14 protein-coding genes are annotated in these 15,432 nt (G+C 72.1%); 7 read left to right on the top strand and 7 right to left on the bottom strand.

The genetic code is table 11. From position 1 onward, the window contains the following. Positions 1-117: 117 nt before the first annotated feature. On the bottom strand, positions 118-2,169 hold the full coding sequence (locus ACO2Q3_RS12890; protein ID WP_423307039.1) for a bifunctional aldolase/short-chain dehydrogenase: 2,052 nt from the start codon (positions 2,167-2,169) through the stop codon (positions 118-120). Between the two features lie 172 nt (positions 2,170-2,341). On the opposite strand from ACO2Q3_RS12890, the gene ACO2Q3_RS12885 reads away from it, so the two are divergent. Both ACO2Q3_RS12885 and ACO2Q3_RS12880 read left to right on the top strand, forming a co-directional pair. Continuing rightward, positions 2,342-3,397 (top strand): glycosyltransferase, encoded by a 1,056-nt coding sequence (locus ACO2Q3_RS12885; protein ID WP_423307037.1) that lies wholly within the window; start codon positions 2,342-2,344, stop codon positions 3,395-3,397. 89 nt (positions 3,398-3,486) lie between these two features. Continuing rightward, positions 3,487-3,882, top strand: a complete 396-nt coding sequence (locus tag ACO2Q3_RS12880) for a hypothetical protein (RefSeq protein ID WP_423307035.1) — start codon at positions 3,487-3,489, stop codon at positions 3,880-3,882. On the opposite strand, the gene ACO2Q3_RS12875 is transcribed toward ACO2Q3_RS12880, so the two are convergent. Together ACO2Q3_RS12875 and ACO2Q3_RS12870 are read right to left on the bottom strand one after the other, a co-directional pair. Then, positions 3,879-5,705 (bottom strand): hypothetical protein, encoded by a 1,827-nt coding sequence (locus ACO2Q3_RS12875; RefSeq protein WP_423307033.1) that lies wholly within the window; start codon positions 5,703-5,705, stop codon positions 3,879-3,881. The two genes, ACO2Q3_RS12880 and ACO2Q3_RS12875, sit on opposite strands and share 4 nt — an antisense overlap. Further along, a complete protein-coding gene (locus tag ACO2Q3_RS12870; RefSeq protein WP_423307031.1) occupies positions 5,702-7,420 on the bottom strand; it encodes an Hsp70 family protein in 1,719 nt (572 codons plus the stop codon). The genes ACO2Q3_RS12875 and ACO2Q3_RS12870 overlap by 4 nt, the downstream gene beginning before the upstream one ends. Before the next feature lie 112 nt (positions 7,421-7,532). On the opposite strand from ACO2Q3_RS12870, the gene ACO2Q3_RS12865 reads away from it, so the two are divergent. Further along, the gene (locus ACO2Q3_RS12865; protein WP_423307029.1) at positions 7,533-8,024 is read left to right on the top strand and encodes a GFA family protein; all 492 of its coding nucleotides are present in this window, start codon (positions 7,533-7,535) and stop codon (positions 8,022-8,024) included. Here ACO2Q3_RS12865 and ACO2Q3_RS12860 read toward each other — a convergent pair. Further along, positions 8,021-9,325 carry an MFS transporter gene (locus ACO2Q3_RS12860; protein ID WP_423307027.1) on the bottom strand — a complete coding sequence of 435 codons (1,305 nt, stop codon included), beginning with the start codon at positions 9,323-9,325 and terminating at the stop codon, positions 8,021-8,023. The two genes, ACO2Q3_RS12865 and ACO2Q3_RS12860, sit on opposite strands and share 4 nt — an antisense overlap. A gap of 76 nt (positions 9,326-9,401) precedes the next feature. After that, the gene (locus ACO2Q3_RS12855) at positions 9,402-10,652 is read right to left on the bottom strand and encodes an LLM class flavin-dependent oxidoreductase (protein WP_423307025.1); all 1,251 of its coding nucleotides are present in this window, start codon (positions 10,650-10,652) and stop codon (positions 9,402-9,404) included. 84 nt (positions 10,653-10,736) lie between these two features. On the opposite strand from ACO2Q3_RS12855, the gene ACO2Q3_RS12850 reads away from it, so the two are divergent. From ACO2Q3_RS12850 to ACO2Q3_RS12835, 4 genes are all read left to right on the top strand, one after another. Beyond that, the gene (locus tag ACO2Q3_RS12850; protein ID WP_423307024.1) at positions 10,737-11,345 is read left to right on the top strand and encodes a 2-hydroxychromene-2-carboxylate isomerase; all 609 of its coding nucleotides are present in this window, start codon (positions 10,737-10,739) and stop codon (positions 11,343-11,345) included. Positions 11,346-11,642: 297 nt separating this feature from the next. Next, complete coding sequence (locus ACO2Q3_RS12845; protein ID WP_423307023.1) at positions 11,643-11,957, top strand: ArsR/SmtB family transcription factor; 315 nt, start codon at positions 11,643-11,645, stop codon at positions 11,955-11,957. Next, on the top strand, positions 11,954-12,322 hold the full coding sequence (locus tag ACO2Q3_RS12840) for an SRPBCC family protein (RefSeq protein WP_423307022.1): 369 nt from the start codon (positions 11,954-11,956) through the stop codon (positions 12,320-12,322). Before ACO2Q3_RS12845 ends, ACO2Q3_RS12840 begins: the two co-directional genes overlap by 4 nt. Next, complete coding sequence (locus ACO2Q3_RS12835) at positions 12,310-12,912, top strand: ATP-dependent Clp protease proteolytic subunit (protein ID WP_423307021.1); 603 nt, start codon at positions 12,310-12,312, stop codon at positions 12,910-12,912. The genes ACO2Q3_RS12840 and ACO2Q3_RS12835 overlap by 13 nt, the downstream gene beginning before the upstream one ends. Positions 12,913-13,804: 892 nt before the next feature. Here ACO2Q3_RS12835 and ACO2Q3_RS12830 read toward each other — a convergent pair. Then, positions 13,805-14,917 (bottom strand): mandelate racemase/muconate lactonizing enzyme family protein, encoded by a 1,113-nt coding sequence (locus ACO2Q3_RS12830; protein WP_423307020.1) that lies wholly within the window; start codon positions 14,915-14,917, stop codon positions 13,805-13,807. Then, complete coding sequence (locus tag ACO2Q3_RS12825; RefSeq protein WP_423307019.1) at positions 14,917-15,414, bottom strand: formaldehyde-activating enzyme; 498 nt, start codon at positions 15,412-15,414, stop codon at positions 14,917-14,919. Before ACO2Q3_RS12825 ends, ACO2Q3_RS12830 begins: the two co-directional genes overlap by 1 nt. Positions 15,415-15,432: the final 18 nt, after the last annotated feature.

Raw genomic sequence — 15,432 nt, 5'->3', positions numbered from 1 at the left:
CTTCGGCCGTACTTCCCCCAGAAGGGGAAGAGAATGTGCGCTTCAGCTTCCGTTCTCTTCCCCCTCTGGGGGAAGTCCCCGCGCAGCGGGGGATGGGGGCTCCAGCCGAGAACCGCCCTACCGCACCATCGCCGCCACATTGCCCCCGTCGACGGTGATCACCGCGCCGGTGGTCTTGGTCATCAGGGCGGTGAACACGAAGGCCTGGGCGACGTCCTGGGCGGTGACTTCCGCGTGCAGCAGGTTGCCGGCCATGTACTCGGCCTCGCTGACCCCGCGCGAGCCGGCGCGCGAGGCGATCATGCCGTCGGTGAGCAGGCCCGAGCGGATGCGGTCGGGGTTGAGGGCGTTGACGCGGATGCCGTCGGCGCCGTGCTCCAGGGCGTACTGCCGCATCAGCGCCATCAGCGCCGCCTTTGAGGTTCCGTAGGCCCCGAAGTCCGGCCCAGGGTTCAGCGCCTGCTTGGAGACGTTGAACAGCAGGGTCCCGCCGAAGCCCTGCGCCTGCATCACCCGCACCGCCGCCTGGGCGACGGCCTGGTGGGCGAAGAAGTTCAGGTCGAAGCTGGCGCGCAGGGTCTCGTCGGCCATCCGGGCCATCATGCCGGTGGTGGCCGCGCCCGCGTTGGAGACGACGATGTCCACCCCGCCGAAGCGGGCGCAGACGGCGTCGAAGGCGGCGCGCACCGCGTGCGGATCGGTGACGTCGCAGCCGAGCCCCAGCGCCCGCTTGCCGACCCTGGCCGCCGTCGCCCTGGCCGCGGCGTCGTCGAGATCCAGCACCGCCACGTCGGCGCCCTCGGCGGCGAAGGCGGCGGCGGTGGCCGCGCCGATCGCCCCCGCGCCGCCGGTGACCAGCACCACCCGCCGCTCCAGCCGCTTCTCGGCGGCCTTGCCCAGCTTGGCCTGCTCCAGCGACCAGTATTCCATCTCGAAGGTCTCGGCCTCGTCCACCGGTTCGAACCGGCCGACCGACTCCGCCTTCAGCAGGGTGGCCGCCCAGTTTTCCGCCACGTCGGCGGTGACCGCCGCCTCGGCCGCGGTCTTGCCCAGGCCGACCAGCCCCAGGCCGGGGATCACCGCCACCCGGGGCAGGGGATCGAGCTGGGTCTTGATGCCGCCCACGGCCGCATTGTTGCGGGCGAAATAGGCCTCGTAGGCGCTGACGTAGACCGCCGCGGCGTCGGCCGCCGCCTCGCCCCAGGCGGCGGCGTCCATCGTCGGGGCCGGCAGCACCAGGGGATGGCGCTTGGTGCGGATCACGTGGTCGGGGGTGGCCACCCCCCGCGTCGCCCAGTCGCCCAGCCGCGGATCGTCCGCCACCGCGCGGGCGGCGTCTCCCGTGCGCAGATCGGCGATCCAGCGGGCGGGCCAGCGCGCGCCGGCGACCTTCGCCAGGGCGCCGCGCAGCCGCGGCAGGGCCTCGGCGGCCGGCAGCAGCGCGTCCCGCGGCGCCGCGGCGGGCGCGGCCGGGCGGGCCTTGCGGGCCAGATAGTCCTCGGCGGCGGTGACCAGGGCGATCATCCGCTCATAGCTCTCGCGCGCCGTCTGCCCGAACGAGAACACCCCGTGCTTGAGCAGCACCAAGCCCTCCACGCCGGGATGCGCCTCCAGCACCTCGGCCGCCAGCTTAGCCAGCGCGAAGCCGGGCATGACATAGGGAACCAGGGCCACCTTGCCGCCCCAGACCTCGGCGGCGAGGTCGGCCGCGTCCGGCTGGTCGGCGATCGCCAGCACGTCCACCGAATGGGTGTGGTCGATGAACTTGGCCGGCATGAAGGCGTGCAGCAGGGTCTCCACCGACGGGTTCGGCGCGGCCGAGTCCAGCAGGTTCTGGCGCTGGGCGTTGACCATGTCCTCGTCTGAGAGCCGCTGCAGCGCGCGCAGCCGGCGCAGCGGCTCCAGCCGCACGGCGGGGTGGCCCGGCGGCTCGATGGCCCCCAGGTCCCAGCCGCTGCCCTTGACGCAGATCACGTCCACGGGCTCGCCGAACAGGTCGTGCGCCGTGGTCTTCACCGAGGTATTGCCGCCGCCGTGCAGCACCAGGCTGGGATCGCCGCCCAGCAGCCGGGCGGAATAGGTCCTGAGGGCCAGATCCTCGCCGACGCCCTCGGCGCCGTACCGCGCCACCGCCGCCTCGGCCGCCGCCTGGTCCCACCGGCTCTTCATCCGCGCTCGCTCCTCTGGCTCGACTGGCGCCCCCGATAGTCGCCGGGGGCCGCTCTGTCGATGGCCGGCGCCGTCCGTGGCCCGCGCCGCGTGTCGCCGCCGCAAACGTGGTTAGCGCTTCCTTAAGCGCGGCGGCCGACCCTGGCCGCGCAGCCCTGGAGAGCCCGCCCCCGTGACCCGCCTGGCCCTGGTGATGATCGCCCGTGACGAACGGCGCGCGATCGCCCGTGCGCTCGCCAGCGCCCGGCCGCACGTCGAGCGGCTGATCGTGCTGGACACCGGCTCGACCGACGGCACGCCGCAGATCGCGGCGGAGGCCGGCGCCGAGGTGGCCCATTTCACCTGGTGCGACGACTTCGCCGCCGCGCGCAACGCGGCGCTGGACCTCTCCGACGCCGACTGGAACCTGGTGCTCGACGCCGACGAGTGGATCGACGGCGGCGAGGCGGCGCTGGGGCCGCAGGTCCTGGCGCCGGGCGCGGGCGACTTCCTGGGGTCCGTACAGGTGGCCAGCGAGATCGGCGAGGGCGCCGAGCGCTCCACCTCGCGGGCCTGGATCGCCCGCGTGCTGCCGAGGGGCGTGCGCTACGCCGGCCGCATCCACGAGCAGCCCGCATCGACCCTGCCGCTTCGCCGCCTGCCGCTGGTGATCGCCCACGACGGCTACCTGCCGGACAATCTCGAGCGCAAGGGCGCGCGCAACGAGACCCTGCTGATGGCCGAACTGGAGGCCAGTCCCGAGGACGCCTACCTGTGGTTCCAGCTCGGCAAGGAGCATCAGGTGCGCGAGCGACCGCCGCAGGCGGCGGTGTGCTTCAGCGAGGCGCTGCGCCTGGCCGGTCCCGAGGCGCCGTTCCGCCACGCCCTGGTGGTCCGCGCCCTGACCGCGCTGAAGACCGCCGAGCGGTTCGACGAGGCCCTGGCCCTGCTGGACGCCGAATTTCCCAACTGGCAGGCCTCGCCGGACTTCTTCTTCGCCATGGGCGACCTCTACCTGGCCTGGGCCGGGCGCAATCCAGACAAGGCGCTGCAGGAATTCCTGCCGCTGGCCGAGTTCGCCTGGAAGAAGTGCCTGGAGATCGGCGAGCGGCCGGATCTCGACGGCGCGGTGGCGGGGCGCGGCGGCCACATGCCGGCGCACAATCTGGCGGTGATGTACGGGACCCTGGGCCTGGCCGACCTGGCGCGCGACTACGAGGCCCTGGCCGCCAGGCTGCGCGCGGCCTGACCCGGCCCCCGGCGGTTGACAGACTCGCCGCCAGCCGCCCATCTCGGCGCAATTGGCGGTTGATCGTCGCCGAAGGTTCCGGGGGGAAGATGTTCAGATCCACGATGCTGGCGGCCGCGGCGCTCGCCCTCGCCGGCTGCGCCGCCAAGGCGCCGCCGGAAGACACCTGCAAGGCGCCGGACTTCACCGCCAGGGCCGCGCCGGGGACCTACGCGGCCGAGAAGGAGACCGTGACCCTTTGCGTGCGCAAGGCGGCCTTCGCCATCGCCAAGGCCGGGGGCGACATCACCCACGCCGGCGACCAGGCGGTGAGCCAGTGCAAGGCCGAGGAGGCCGCCGTCGGCAAGGCCGGCCCCGACAAGTTCTATGACTGGCAGCGCCAGGAGCTGCACGAGAGCCTGGTGCACACCGGCAAGATCACCGCCGCCCAGGCCCGCTCGCTCGGCTGCGGCGCCGCGCCGGGCGCGCCGAAGGACACCATCTAGCCAGGCCCGGCCCGGCGGCGGAACGGCCACTGGCGCAGCGGCGGCTCGCGGTTGAAGGCGGCCAGCAGCCCGATCAGGGCGCCCACCGGCAGCGCCAGGGCGACCAGGCTGGCGGCGGCCTTGCCCAGGGCGCCGAGCACCACCCAGCCGATCGCGAGGCCGAACAGGCCGGTGACCGGGTAGCCGCTCAGGTTCGCCTGGCGCCGGGTCGGCGGGGCGGCCGCGGCCGGGAACCGCTGCGCGAAGGCCAGCAGGGCGAGGGCGGCCAGCAGGCCGCTGGACGGCTGCGCGTCGACCTCGCGGGCGGCTTCCACCGTCACGCCCATCGCCGCCAGCGCCAGCACGGCCAGCGCCGCCCGGCGGGCCGCGACGCCCAGGGTCACGGTCCAGAACCGGGCCAGGTCCGCTTCGGCGAACACCGTGGCGACCGCCGGGCCGGCCACGGCCAGGGCGATCTGCGGCCCGTCCCGCGTATCGCGCCAGGCCAGTGTCAGGCCGAGCAGCAGGGCCAGGCCGAAATTGCGCGCCGGCCAGCGCAGCCATTGCGGATAGAGGGCCGAGGAGGGGGTGAAGCGCCGCCCGGTGGCCCAGGACCACACCACGACCACCGCCGCGCCCGCGCCGACGGCCCCGATGGTCCAGGGCGCGGCCGGCAGCAGGAAGCCGGCGGCGAACACCGCCGCGGCCAGGGCCGCCCAGCCGTGCGCCGCCCAAGGGCCGGCGGTCGCCGACCACCGCTTGAGCCACAGCCATCGGGGCCAGTCGAAGGCCAGCCAGCGCAACGCCAGCACGGCCACGCCGCACAGGGTCACCACCGGCCAGGTCGCCGCCAGCTTCGGCAGGGCGGCGGGGCCGCTGGCGCCCCGCCAGACCACGATGAAAAACGCCAGCACCGGCGCGCCGATCGCCACCGTCCAGAGGCCCGTCGCCGCGATCCGGGGCCGGTCCAGCCATTCCGCCCAGGCGTCCAGCGCGCCCGGCGGGAAGTTCAGCGCCAGGCCGGGGTGGTTGCTGCGAAGATCGTGGACCAGCAGCGTCAGCCGCTTGGCCAGGCCTGGCCGGAGCAGCAGGCGCCAGGCGTCGCCGGCCCCCGGCGGATGTGTCAGCAAGGCCAGGTCGTGGCGGTGGCGAGGGTCCGTGGTCTTCAGTCGCGCCAGGTGCTCGAGGTCCGCCTGCCGCGCGGCCACCACATCGACGGCGGCCCTGTCAGCCACCGCGTCGTCGCCTTCGCGCCAGCCGAACACCTTCGTCGCCCGGCCCACCAGGGGGTCGGCCGCCGGGAGGTTCGCGGCGATCAGGCCGGCCAGCCAGGTCTCGGTGCGGATCTGCACCGCCAGCTGCTCGAGCGCTGGCGAGGCGAGCAGCGCCTCCAGCGCCCTCTCCAGGACCGCAGGCGAGACGTCGGCGGTCCGCACCTGACGCTCCAGTTCGGCCATCAGCCGCTCATGCGCGGCCCGCGCGGACGGCGATTCCGGCGCGGCCGGCGGCCGATGGATGACCCGCCCCCCGGTCGGAGGCGCCGGCGGGGCCGGCGGATCGGCAGGCCCCTGGTCCGCGGTCGCGCCGTCGGTCGCGGGCGTGTCGTCGGCGGGCTCGTCCGGGACCGGGGCGTCGGTCTCGCCAAACGGCTCGGGGACCAAGGCAAAGGCGGGCGCCGCGGCGCGGGCCAGGGCCGTGTCGTAGGCTGTGCGCAGGGCCATGAAGCCGGCGGCGTCGTCCTCGGGGTTCACCTGTTTCAGCCGGGCGGCGTAGGCCCGGCGGATCGCGGTCCGGTCGGTGGTGGGGGCGATGCCCAGTCGCGACCAGACCTCGCCCTGGGTCAAAGCCAGGTCTCGCCCTCGATGGAGTCGAGCGCGGTGAGCAGCTCGGCCCGGGCGGTCTCGACGGTGCGCGGGTCCTGGCTGTCCAGCGCCGCCTCGAAGCGCTCGATCAGCCGGCCGATGTGGTCGCGGGCATCACCGAGGTGGTCCTCGAAGCAGCGCTCGGCGCGGGCCATGGCGGCGCGGTTGGCGTCGTCGTCGCGGGGATGCTGCTTCAGCTTCGCCAGGGCCGCGCGGCGCATCTCCAGCTCGGCGGGGGTGACGGCGTCGTCCTCGACGATCACCAGTTCGCGCCGCTCGCCGGTCTGCGGCACGCTGACGTCGACTTCCAGCAGGCCGTTGATGTCGTAGGAGAAGCGGCAGTCGATCTCGACCTGGCCGGCCTTGGCGCGCGGCACGGGCACCTCGATCTCGCCCAGCAGGATGTTGTCCGCCACCAGCCGCGCCTCGCCCTGGTAGATGCGAAAGCGCACCTTCAGCTGGTTGTCCTCCAGGGTGGTGAAGCTGTGCGAACGGCTGGCCGGCACCACGGTGTTGCGCTCGATGATCGGCGCGAAGAAGCCGCTGCGCCGCTGGCCGCCGGGGCCGACGCGGGTGGTGTCGACGCCCAGGGTGTAGGGGCACACGTCGGTCAGCACCACTTCGCGCAGGTCGGAGTGCCGGCCCTTCAGCCCGCCCTGGATCGCGGCGCCCACGGCCACCGCCTCGTCCGGGTTGACCGTGTTGGCCGGGAAGCGGCCGAACATCCGCGTCACCGCCCGGCGCACCACCGGCATGCGCGTGGCGCCGCCCACCATCACCACCTCGTTCAGCGTCTCGGCGCGCACGCCGCTGTCGCGCAGGGCGCGCAGCACCGGCTCGCGCAGGCGCTTGAGCAGCGGCTCGGCCTCGTGCTCGAAGGCCTCGGTGGTGACGGTGTGCTCGAACGATTGCTCGTTCCAGATCAGCGACATGGCCGCCTCGGACCGTTCGGTCAGGGCGCGGCGGGTCTGTTCGGCGGCGACGTTCAGGCGCGCCAGCAGGGCCGGGTCTTCCTTGTCCTTGGACCACTCGCGGGCGAACTTCTGGCGCATCAGCTGCACCAGGGCGGCGTTGAAGTCCTCGCCGCCCAGGCGGTTGTCGCCGGTGGAGGCGCGCACCTCGATCACGCCCTCGAACAGCTCCAGGATCGAGACGTCGAAGGTGCCGCCGCCCAGGTCGAACACCAGGAACTGCGCCTCGGCGCCGCGCTCGTGGATGCCGTAGGCCAGGGCCGCCGCGGTGGGCTCGTTCAGCAGCCGCTCGACCTTCAGCCCGGCCAGTTCGCCGGCGCGGCGGGTGGCCTTGCGCTGCTTGTCGTTGAAATAGGCCGGCACGGTGATCACCGCCTCGGTGACCGCCTCGCCCAGGAAGGCCTCGGCGTCGGCCTTCAGGCTCTTCAGCACCAGCGACGACAGCTCCTCGGGCAGCAGCGAGTGCTCGGCCAGGCGGGTCTCGCGCGTGGAACCCATGTAGCGCTTGAAGGCGAAGGCGGTGCGGCCGGGGTGGGTGGCGATCCGCTCGCGCGCCGGCAGGCCCACCAGCAGCGAGCCGTCGTCGTCGACGCTGACCACCGACGGCGTCAGGGTATGGCCCAGGCTGTTGGGGATCAGCCGGGCCGCGCCGTCCTTCCAGACGGCCACGGCAGAGTTGGTCGTCCCCAGATCGATCCCGACTATCAAGGCATCCCCCGCACGCACAGCTGACCCCAATCTAGAAGCCCGCGCGCGGCGACGGAAGGCCGTGCGCGCCTTGCTGACAAGGGTTTGCCACGGTTGCGCTAGGATGGCGCCGACGCGGGGAGGGCGCAGCATGGACCAGCAGCAGGGCGTAGATCGGCGACGCGAGGGTGGCTGCGCCTGCGCAGCGGTGCGATACGCCCTGACCACGGGGCCGATGTTCGTGCACTGCTGCCACTGCCTGGACTGCCAGCGCCAGACCGGCAGTGCGTTCGCGCTCAACGCCCTGATCGAGACGGACCGCATCGCGCTGCTGGCGGGCGCGCCGAAGCCCACCCGCATGCCCACCGACAGCGGCCGCGTGCACGACGTCTACCGCTGCGAGGCGTGCCAGACCGCGCTGTGGAGCGACTACGGCGGTCGCCCGGCCCTGCGCTTCGTGCGCATCGGCACGCTGGACGAGCCGGCCAGCCTGGCCCCCGACGTCCACATCTTCACCCGCTCGAAGCAGCCCTGGGTCGGGCTGCCGCCGGGCGCGCGGGCGTTCGAGGTCTACTACGACATGCCGACGGAATGGCCGGCCGACAGCCTGGCGCGGCGGCGCGCGATCCTCGGCGACGTCTAGCGGGGCTGGCCGGGGGCGGTCGCCGGCCGGCTCTCGGGCAGCAGCAGGATCGCCACCACGCCCACGGCGCAGGCCCCGACCAGGTACCAGGCTGGCGCCACGGGGTTGCCGGTCGCCTTGACCATCCAGGTGATGATCGGCTGGGTGGTGCCGCCGAACACCGCCACGGCCGTGGAATAGACCCCGGCGAAGGCCAGGCTGCGCACGTCGCGGTGCATCGATTCCACCACCGCGGTGATGCCGGTCGAGCCGGCCAGCACGGCGATGGTGCTGAGCACGCCGGTGACCACCAGCAAGGTGGTGTGGTCGGGGTGGGCGGCCAGCAGGGTGAAGCCGGGCACGACCGCCGCCATCAGCAGCAGCCGCGGCCAGAGCATCATCGGCTTGCGCCCGATGCGGTCCGACAGGGCGCCGCCCAGCAGGCCGAACACGATCAGGGTCAGCCCCACCACGATCGAGGCGGCCAGCGCCGCGCCCGGCGCCATCTTCAGCGTGGTCTGGGCGTAGCTGGTCATGTTGTTGAAGATGTAGGTGGCGATGGTGCCATTGGCGGTGATCATCAGCCCCAGGGCGATGATGCGGCCGTGGCCCCTCAGCGTCGCGGCCGCCGGCTGGGCCGCGGTGCGCACCTCCGTGCGGTGGCGGGTCTCGGGCAGGCTGCGGCGCAGCCACAGGCCCCACGGCAGCACCAGGGCGCCGATCAGGAAGGCCAGGCGCCAGCCCCAGGCGCCCAGCGCCGCGTCCCCGACGGTGGCCGAGAGCCCCACGCCCACCAGGCCGCCGACCAGCGAGGAGAACCCCTGGCTGGCGTACTGCAGCGAGCCGTACAGCCCCCGCTGGCCCGGCGGCGCGGCCTCGATCAGATAGGCCGTGGTGGGGCCGACCTCGCCGCCCAGGGCGAAGCCCTGCACCAGCCGCCAGATCACCACCAGCACCGGGGCGGCGATGCCGATCTGCGCGAAGCTGGGGGTCAGCGCCAGGCCGAGGATCGCCACGCCCATCAGGCCGAAGCTCAGCATCATCGCCGGCTTGCGCCCCGCCCGGTCGCCGTAGCGGCCGATCACCAGGGCGCCGATCGGCCGGGTGATGAAGCCCACGCCGAAGGTGATCAGCGAGCTCATCTGCTGCACGAAGGGGTCGTGGCTGGGAAAGAAGGCCGCGCCGATCTGCACCGCGAAGAAGGTGTAGGTGACGAAGTCGTAGAACTCGAGGGCGTTGCCGACCACGGCGGCGGCGACGTGCCGGCGGCCGATGGGCTCCTCCGCCAGCGCCATCGGCTGGTCCAGCACCGCGTCCGTCATCCAGGTCCCCGCTCAAGACCGCGCCACCATGGGCCGGGCCGGGGCCGGGCCGCAAGCGCCGCCGCCGCGGGGGCTGTCAATTCGCCGGCTGCGCCGCCTCGTTGACCTGCGCGCGCACCACCGAGGCCTTCACCACCGGGATGTCGGCGTCCGCCATCGGCGGGCGCACCGGCTTGCGGGCCATGGCGGCGGCGATGAAGGGCTCCAGTTCGGCCGCCTTCCGCGCCTCGCGCGCGGCGACCTCGGCGGCGAACTCGGGCATCACCTCGGCGGCGAACAGCTCCAGCGACTCGCAGATCTGGTCGTGCCGGTTGCGCCCGCATTGCTGCAGGAAGATCACCTGGTCGACGCCCGCTTCCTGGAAGGCGCGGATGTGGTCGCGGATGTCGTCCGGCGTGCCGATGCCGTTGGCGTTGCGCTCGGCCATCCGGGCGGCGGCGATGATCTCCTCGTCGCGCGCGCCGCGGGCCTTCTGGAAGTCCTCGAACAGGGTCGAGCGACCGGGCCGCACGTCGTGCGCCACCAGGGCGTTGATGGCGTAGCTGAAGAACTCGAACCCCTCCTGGCCGCGCCGGATCGCCTCGGCCCGGTCGCGGTGCACCGAGAAGTTCGACACCATGGCCAGGTTGGCGTTGACGCTGTGGCCCAGCGGCACGCACTGATCGGAGCGGATAATATCATAGTATATCTGCGCCCAGTTGCGGGCCTCGGCCGGGTCGACGAACGAGAAGGCCAGGGCGCCCAGGCCGTTCTGCGCGGCCACCTTGATGGTGTCGCGGTTGGTGCACGCCATCCACATCGGCGGGTGCGGGCTCTGCATCGGCTTGGGCAGCACGTTGCGGCAGGGCATTGGAAAGCCGCGGCCTTCGAAGCCCGGATAGGGCTCCATCACCATCATGTCGGCGATCGCGCCGCCGGCCTCCAGCGCCAGCGCCCGCTTCTCCTTGGCCGGGATGCCGAAGCCGCCGAGCTCCAGCCGCGTGGCCCCCTCGCCGATGCCGAACTCCAGCCGGCCGTTCGACAGGATGTCCAGCGTCGCCAGCGCCTCGGCGGTGCGGGCAGGGTGGTTGTAGTTGGGGATCACCTGGCGGATGCCGTGGCCGACCCGGATCCGCTTGGTCAGCGCCGCGGCGGCCGAGAGGAACACCTCCGGCGCCGAGGAATGCGAATATTCCTCCAGGAAGTGGTGCTCCACCTCCCAGGCGAAGTCGTAGCCCAGCCGGTCGGCCAGCACGACCTGCTGCAGGGCCTCGTGGAACAGCCGCGCCTCGTCGCCCGGTCCCCAGGGCTTGGGCAGCTGCAGCTCATAGAAGACGCCGAAGCGCATCGCCGATTCTCCCGTACGGTCCCCTCTTGCGGGGGCGGGGGACCTTCGCGCCAATAGAGCCCCAACAGGGAGGCGCGCCAAGCCATGCTCGAAGTGTTCTTCGACTGCTCCAGTCCATGGACCTATCTGGCGTTCGAGAACATCCAGCCGATGGCGGCCGAGCTCGGCGTGCATGTGGACTGGCGGCCGATCCTGGTCGGCGGGATCTTCAACTCGGTCAATCCCAGCGTCTACGAGAGCCGCCGCACCCCGGTGCCGGCCAAGGCGGCGTACATGCTCAAGGATCTGCAGGACTGGGCGCGGGCCGCCGACCTGAAGATCAGGATGCCGCCCAGCGTTTTTCCGGTGAACAGCGTCAAGGTCATGCGCGGGTGCATCGCCATCCAGCGGGAGGGCGGCCCGATGGTCGCCTTCGCCCGCGCCGCGTTCCGCAACTACTGGGGCGACGACCGCGACATCTCGCAGGACGAGGTGATCGCCGAGGTGGCCGCCGACGCCGGGGTCGATTCCGACTGGCTGTTCGAGGCCATCGCCCGCCCGCAGATCAAGGACGCCCTGAAGGCCAACACCGACGAGGTGATCGCCCGCGGCGGCTTCGGCTCGCCGACGATGTTCGTCAACCGCGACGACCTGTACTTCGGCAACGACCGCCTCGGGCTGGTGCGCGCCGCGCTGGAACGGGCGCTGGGGTAGGGGCGGGCCTTCATCTCACCACCGTACCCCGCCCGCCGTCACCCTCGGGCGTAAGTCCCGAGGGTCCATGCACGCATGAGGACGGTTGGCGCGCTTCGAAGGGCGCGCCACGACGGGGCGGTTGCCGCCTAACTTCGCCGAAAGATCCCGCAACGCTCCGCTGCCGCTCGCGACCCCGCTTCCCGTGTTCATGGATCCTCGGGACTTACGCCCGAGGATGACGGCGGGGAGAGGGGTGAGAAACGAACATCTCCATGGCCTTGCCAATCGCATAAGTCGGTGCTTATGTGTTTGGCGATGACTCACGCCGACCTGTTCCGCACCCTGGCCGACCCCACCCGCCGCGCGGTGTTCGAGCGGCTGGCCGGCGCCGAGATGAGCGTCTCGCAGCTGAAGGCCGGGTTCGACGTCTCGCAGCCGGCGATCTCGCAGCACCTGGCCGCCCTGCGCGGGGCAGGGCTGGTGGAGGAGCGGCGGGAGGGTCGCAACGCCTTCTACCGCGCCCGGCCCGAGGGGCTGGCGCCGCTGACCGACTGGGTCGAACGCTACCGCAGCTTCTGGCCGGCGCGGATCGACGCCCTGAAGGACGTGCTCAAGGGGATGGACCAATGATCGCCGACAAGATGGTCGCCAACGACGATGGCGAAGGGGACCTGGCCTTCGAGGCCGAGCTGGATCACCCGCCTGAAAAGGTCTGGCGCGCGCTGACCGAGTCCCACCTGCTGGACGCCTGGCTGCCGCCAGGACCGCCGGGCGGGCCTCAGGTGACCCGCGAGGTGGTCGAGGCCGATCCGCCGCACACCCTCCGTTGGGCGTGGCGCGACGGCGGCGGCGATCCGCCGCTGGACAGCGAGGTCACCATCACCCTGGTTCCGACCCCCGGCGGCGCCCGCCTCACCGTCATCCACACCGGCCTGCGCCCAGCGGTCCCGGCCAACAGCAACACCCCCGCCTGGAGCCTCAAATGCGCAGCCTAGAGATGAGCCTGGTGCCGATGGTGGTGGAGGAGTCGAGCCGTGGCGAGCGGGCGTTCGACATCTTCTCGCGACTGCTGCGTGAACGCATCATCTTCCTCAACGGCGAGGTCGAGGACGGCATGGCGGCGCTGATCTGCGCGCAGATGCTGTTCCTGGAGGCGGAGAACCCGAAGAAGGAGATCGCCCTCTACATCAACTCGCCGGGCGGCTCGGTGACGGCCGGCATGGCGATCTACGACACCATGCAGTACATCCGCGCCCCGATCTCCACCATGTGCATGGGCTTCGCCGCCTCGATGGGCAGCTTCCTGCTGATGGCCGGCGAGAAGGGCAAGCGCGTGGCCCTGCCCAACAGCCGCATCATGCTGCACCAGCCCTCCGGCGGCTTCCAGGGCAAGGTCTCGGACATCGAGCGCCACGCCGAGGACATCATCAAGACCAAGCGCCAGATCCAGGAACTCTACGCCAAGCACACCGGCCGCACCTACGAAGAGGTCGAACGCACCCTGGACCGCGACTTCTACATGAGCGCCGAGGAAGCCCGCGACTGGGGCATCGTCGACGAGGTGTGGAGCGGGCGGTCGGAGTAGGCGGGGTCGCGGGCAGGGCGGAACCCCTCACCTTCCCAATCGCTGATCGCGATTGGGCCCCTCCCTCTCCCTCTGGGAGAGGTGAAGTAAACCATTGCCAAAACTGAGAAAATTACCTCTCCCATAGGGAGAGGGAGGGGCCCGCGTGGCTTGCGTCAGCAAGGCGCGTGGGAAGGTGAGGGGTTCAGGCCCCTCCGACCCGTCTCAGAGCCGCGTCGCCGCCAGCCAGCCCCGGCCGGTCGGAGAGTGCGATCCATAGGGAAATCCAGGAACGGCGAGCCGGCGAGGCCCGTGGCCAGGTGGCAGGTGGCGGAACCCCTCACCTTCCCACGCGACTTGCTTCGCAAGCCACGCGGGCCCCTTCCTCTCCCTATGGGAGAGGTGATTTTCTCTCTGGCGGCAGGGACTTACTTCACCTCCCTCTATGGGAGATGTGAATTTTCTCAATCGCGGCAGGGACTGACTTCACCTCTCCCACAGGGAGAGGGAGAGGCCCAATCGCGATCAGCGATTGGGAAGGTGAGGGGTTCAGGCCTCTCCAACCCGTCTCAGAGCCGCGTGGCCGCCAGCCGGCCCCGGCCGGTCGGAGAGTGCGATCCATAGGAGAATTCCAGGAACGGCGAGCCGGCGAGGCCCGTGGCCAGGTGGCAGGTGGCGGAACCCCTCACCTTCCCACGCGACTTGCTTCGCAAGCCACGCGGGTCCCTCCCTCTCCCTCTGGGAGAGGTGAATTTTCTCAATCGCGGCAGGGAGTTACTTCACCCTCCCAGAGGGAGAGGTGATTTTCTCAGTCGTGGCAATCGTTCACTTCACCTCTCCCAGAGGGAGAGGGAGGGGCCCAATCGCGATCAGCGATTGGGAAGGTGAGGGGTTCAGGCCTCTCCGACCCGTCTCAGAGCCGCGTCGCCGCCAGCCGGTCCTCGTCCAACGCGAAGCCCAGCCCCGGCCGGTCGGAGAGCACGATCCAGCCGTCCGTCGCCGTCAGGGGCTCGGCCATCGGGAAGTCGCGGCGCTCGAGGCTCCACTCGGGCGGATCGTGGGGGAATTCCAGGAACGGCGAGCCGGCCAGGCCCGCGGCCAGGTGGGCGTTGGCGGTGACGCCGACGCCGTTGGTCCAGGTGTGCGGGGTGAAGACCAGGTTGGCCTCCTGGGCCATCATCGCCACCCGGCGCAGGCCGGTGATCCCGCCGGTCAGGGCGACGTCGGGCTGCAGCACGTCCAGGCAGCGTCCCTGGATCAGGTCGCGGAACTCGGTGAGCTCGCGGTTCATCTCGCCGCCGGCGATGCGGATCGGGGTCATCTGGCGCAAGGCGCGCATGCCCTCGCGGTCGGCCCGGTGCAGCGGCTCCTCCATCCAGTAGACGCCGAGCGGCTCCAGCGCCTTGGCCACCCTGGCGGCGTCCTTCAGCGACCACGGGCCTTCCGTGTCCCAGGGCTGGCGCCAACCCTGGTTGCAGTCGACCATCAGCTCCAGGCCGTCGCCGATGCGTGCGCGCACGACTTCGAGCGCGCGCACGTCCTCGCGCCAGTCGCCGCGGTGGAAGCGGATCTTCATCGCGCCGAAGCCCTCGGCGGCGAACCGCTGGGCCGCGTCGGCCAGGGCCGCCGGATCGCGCAGGGTCCCGGAGGAGGCATAGGCCCGCACCCGGTCGGACAGCCCGCCCAGCAGCTTCCAGCACGGCTGGCCGGTGATCTTGCCGGCCAGGTCCCACAGCGCCAGGTCCAGCGGCCAGCAGCGCCCGGCGTGGAAGCTGATGTGCGACAGCACCCGCGCGTGGCGCTCCAGCGCCATCGGGTCCTGGCCGAGGAACAGGTCCTCGTAGGCCTCGAAGCCGACCATGGCGTCGCCCGAGCCAAAGCCGGTGAGCCCGGTGTCGGTGGTAACCCGCACGACGGTGGCGTCGAAGTGGCGGCGCGGCCGGGTGTCCCAGCTCGGCCGGAACGGCGGATCGAGCGCCAGCCGGTGATGGCTGACGGCGACGGCGGCGATGCGGTGCTCGCCCATCAGCCCTGCGGCGTGAAGAACGGGTTGGACGGGGCGGCGACGCCGGCGGCCAGGGCCGCGCGGTCCGGCCAGCCGGGCGTCAGGGCGCGGCGGCAGGCGTTCAGGGCGGCGGCGCGGTTGTTGGCGTAGACCGCCTGGGCGTCGTCGGCGGCGGGGTCGACCCAGACCAGGGCGATGGCCAGCCAGCCGTCCTCGGCCTCGGGGGGCAGCACCCCGCTCAGCAGAGATTCTGTGATGCCGGCGGCGACGCCCGCCTGGGCCGGCCCCCAGGTCATGGTCTCGTGCGCCGGATCGGCCAGCACCGACTTGGCCACGAACAGGGTCGCCGGCTTGGCCGGCAGGTTGGGCGCCAGCACAGCCTGGAAGGGGATGTGGCCGGGGCCGGGGCTGGCCGCGGCGGAGGCGAAGGCGCCGCCCAGGGCCTCGCGGGTTCCCAGGATCAGGTTGATGTGCGCCGCGTTGGCGCCGGAGCCCTCGAAGCCCTCGCCGATATGCATGTCGTCCCCTCCGCCGGC

It is taken from the genome of Caulobacter sp. KR2-114 (assembly GCF_049446115.1).
Taxonomy (GTDB): domain Bacteria; phylum Pseudomonadota; class Alphaproteobacteria; order Caulobacterales; family Caulobacteraceae; genus Acaudatibacter.
Note: the sequence above shows the minus strand (reverse complement) of the source record. Positions and strands in the feature narration are given on the sequence as shown.

Coding starts and splice junctions, on each gene's coding strand:
- ACO2Q3_RS12845 (WP_423307023.1), top strand. CDS start 11,643: ATGACTCACGCCGACCTGTTCCGCACCCTGGCCGACCCCACCCGCCGC.
- ACO2Q3_RS12880 (WP_423307035.1), top strand. CDS start 3,487: ATGTTCAGATCCACGATGCTGGCGGCCGCGGCGCTCGCCCTCGCCGGC.
- ACO2Q3_RS12855 (WP_423307025.1), bottom strand. CDS start 10,652: ATGCGCTTCGGCGTCTTCTATGAGCTGCAGCTGCCCAAGCCCTGGGGA.
- ACO2Q3_RS12850 (WP_423307024.1), top strand. CDS start 10,737: ATGCTCGAAGTGTTCTTCGACTGCTCCAGTCCATGGACCTATCTGGCG.
- ACO2Q3_RS12825 (WP_423307019.1), bottom strand. CDS start 15,414: ATGCATATCGGCGAGGGCTTCGAGGGCTCCGGCGCCAACGCGGCGCAC.
- ACO2Q3_RS12860 (WP_423307027.1), bottom strand. CDS start 9,325: ATGACGGACGCGGTGCTGGACCAGCCGATGGCGCTGGCGGAGGAGCCC.
- ACO2Q3_RS12835 (WP_423307021.1), top strand. CDS start 12,310: ATGCGCAGCCTAGAGATGAGCCTGGTGCCGATGGTGGTGGAGGAGTCG.
- ACO2Q3_RS12865 (WP_423307029.1), top strand. CDS start 7,533: ATGGACCAGCAGCAGGGCGTAGATCGGCGACGCGAGGGTGGCTGCGCC.
- ACO2Q3_RS12840 (WP_423307022.1), top strand. CDS start 11,954: ATGATCGCCGACAAGATGGTCGCCAACGACGATGGCGAAGGGGACCTG.
- ACO2Q3_RS12830 (WP_423307020.1), bottom strand. CDS start 14,917: ATGGGCGAGCACCGCATCGCCGCCGTCGCCGTCAGCCATCACCGGCTG.
- ACO2Q3_RS12890 (WP_423307039.1), bottom strand. CDS start 2,169: ATGAAGAGCCGGTGGGACCAGGCGGCGGCCGAGGCGGCGGTGGCGCGG.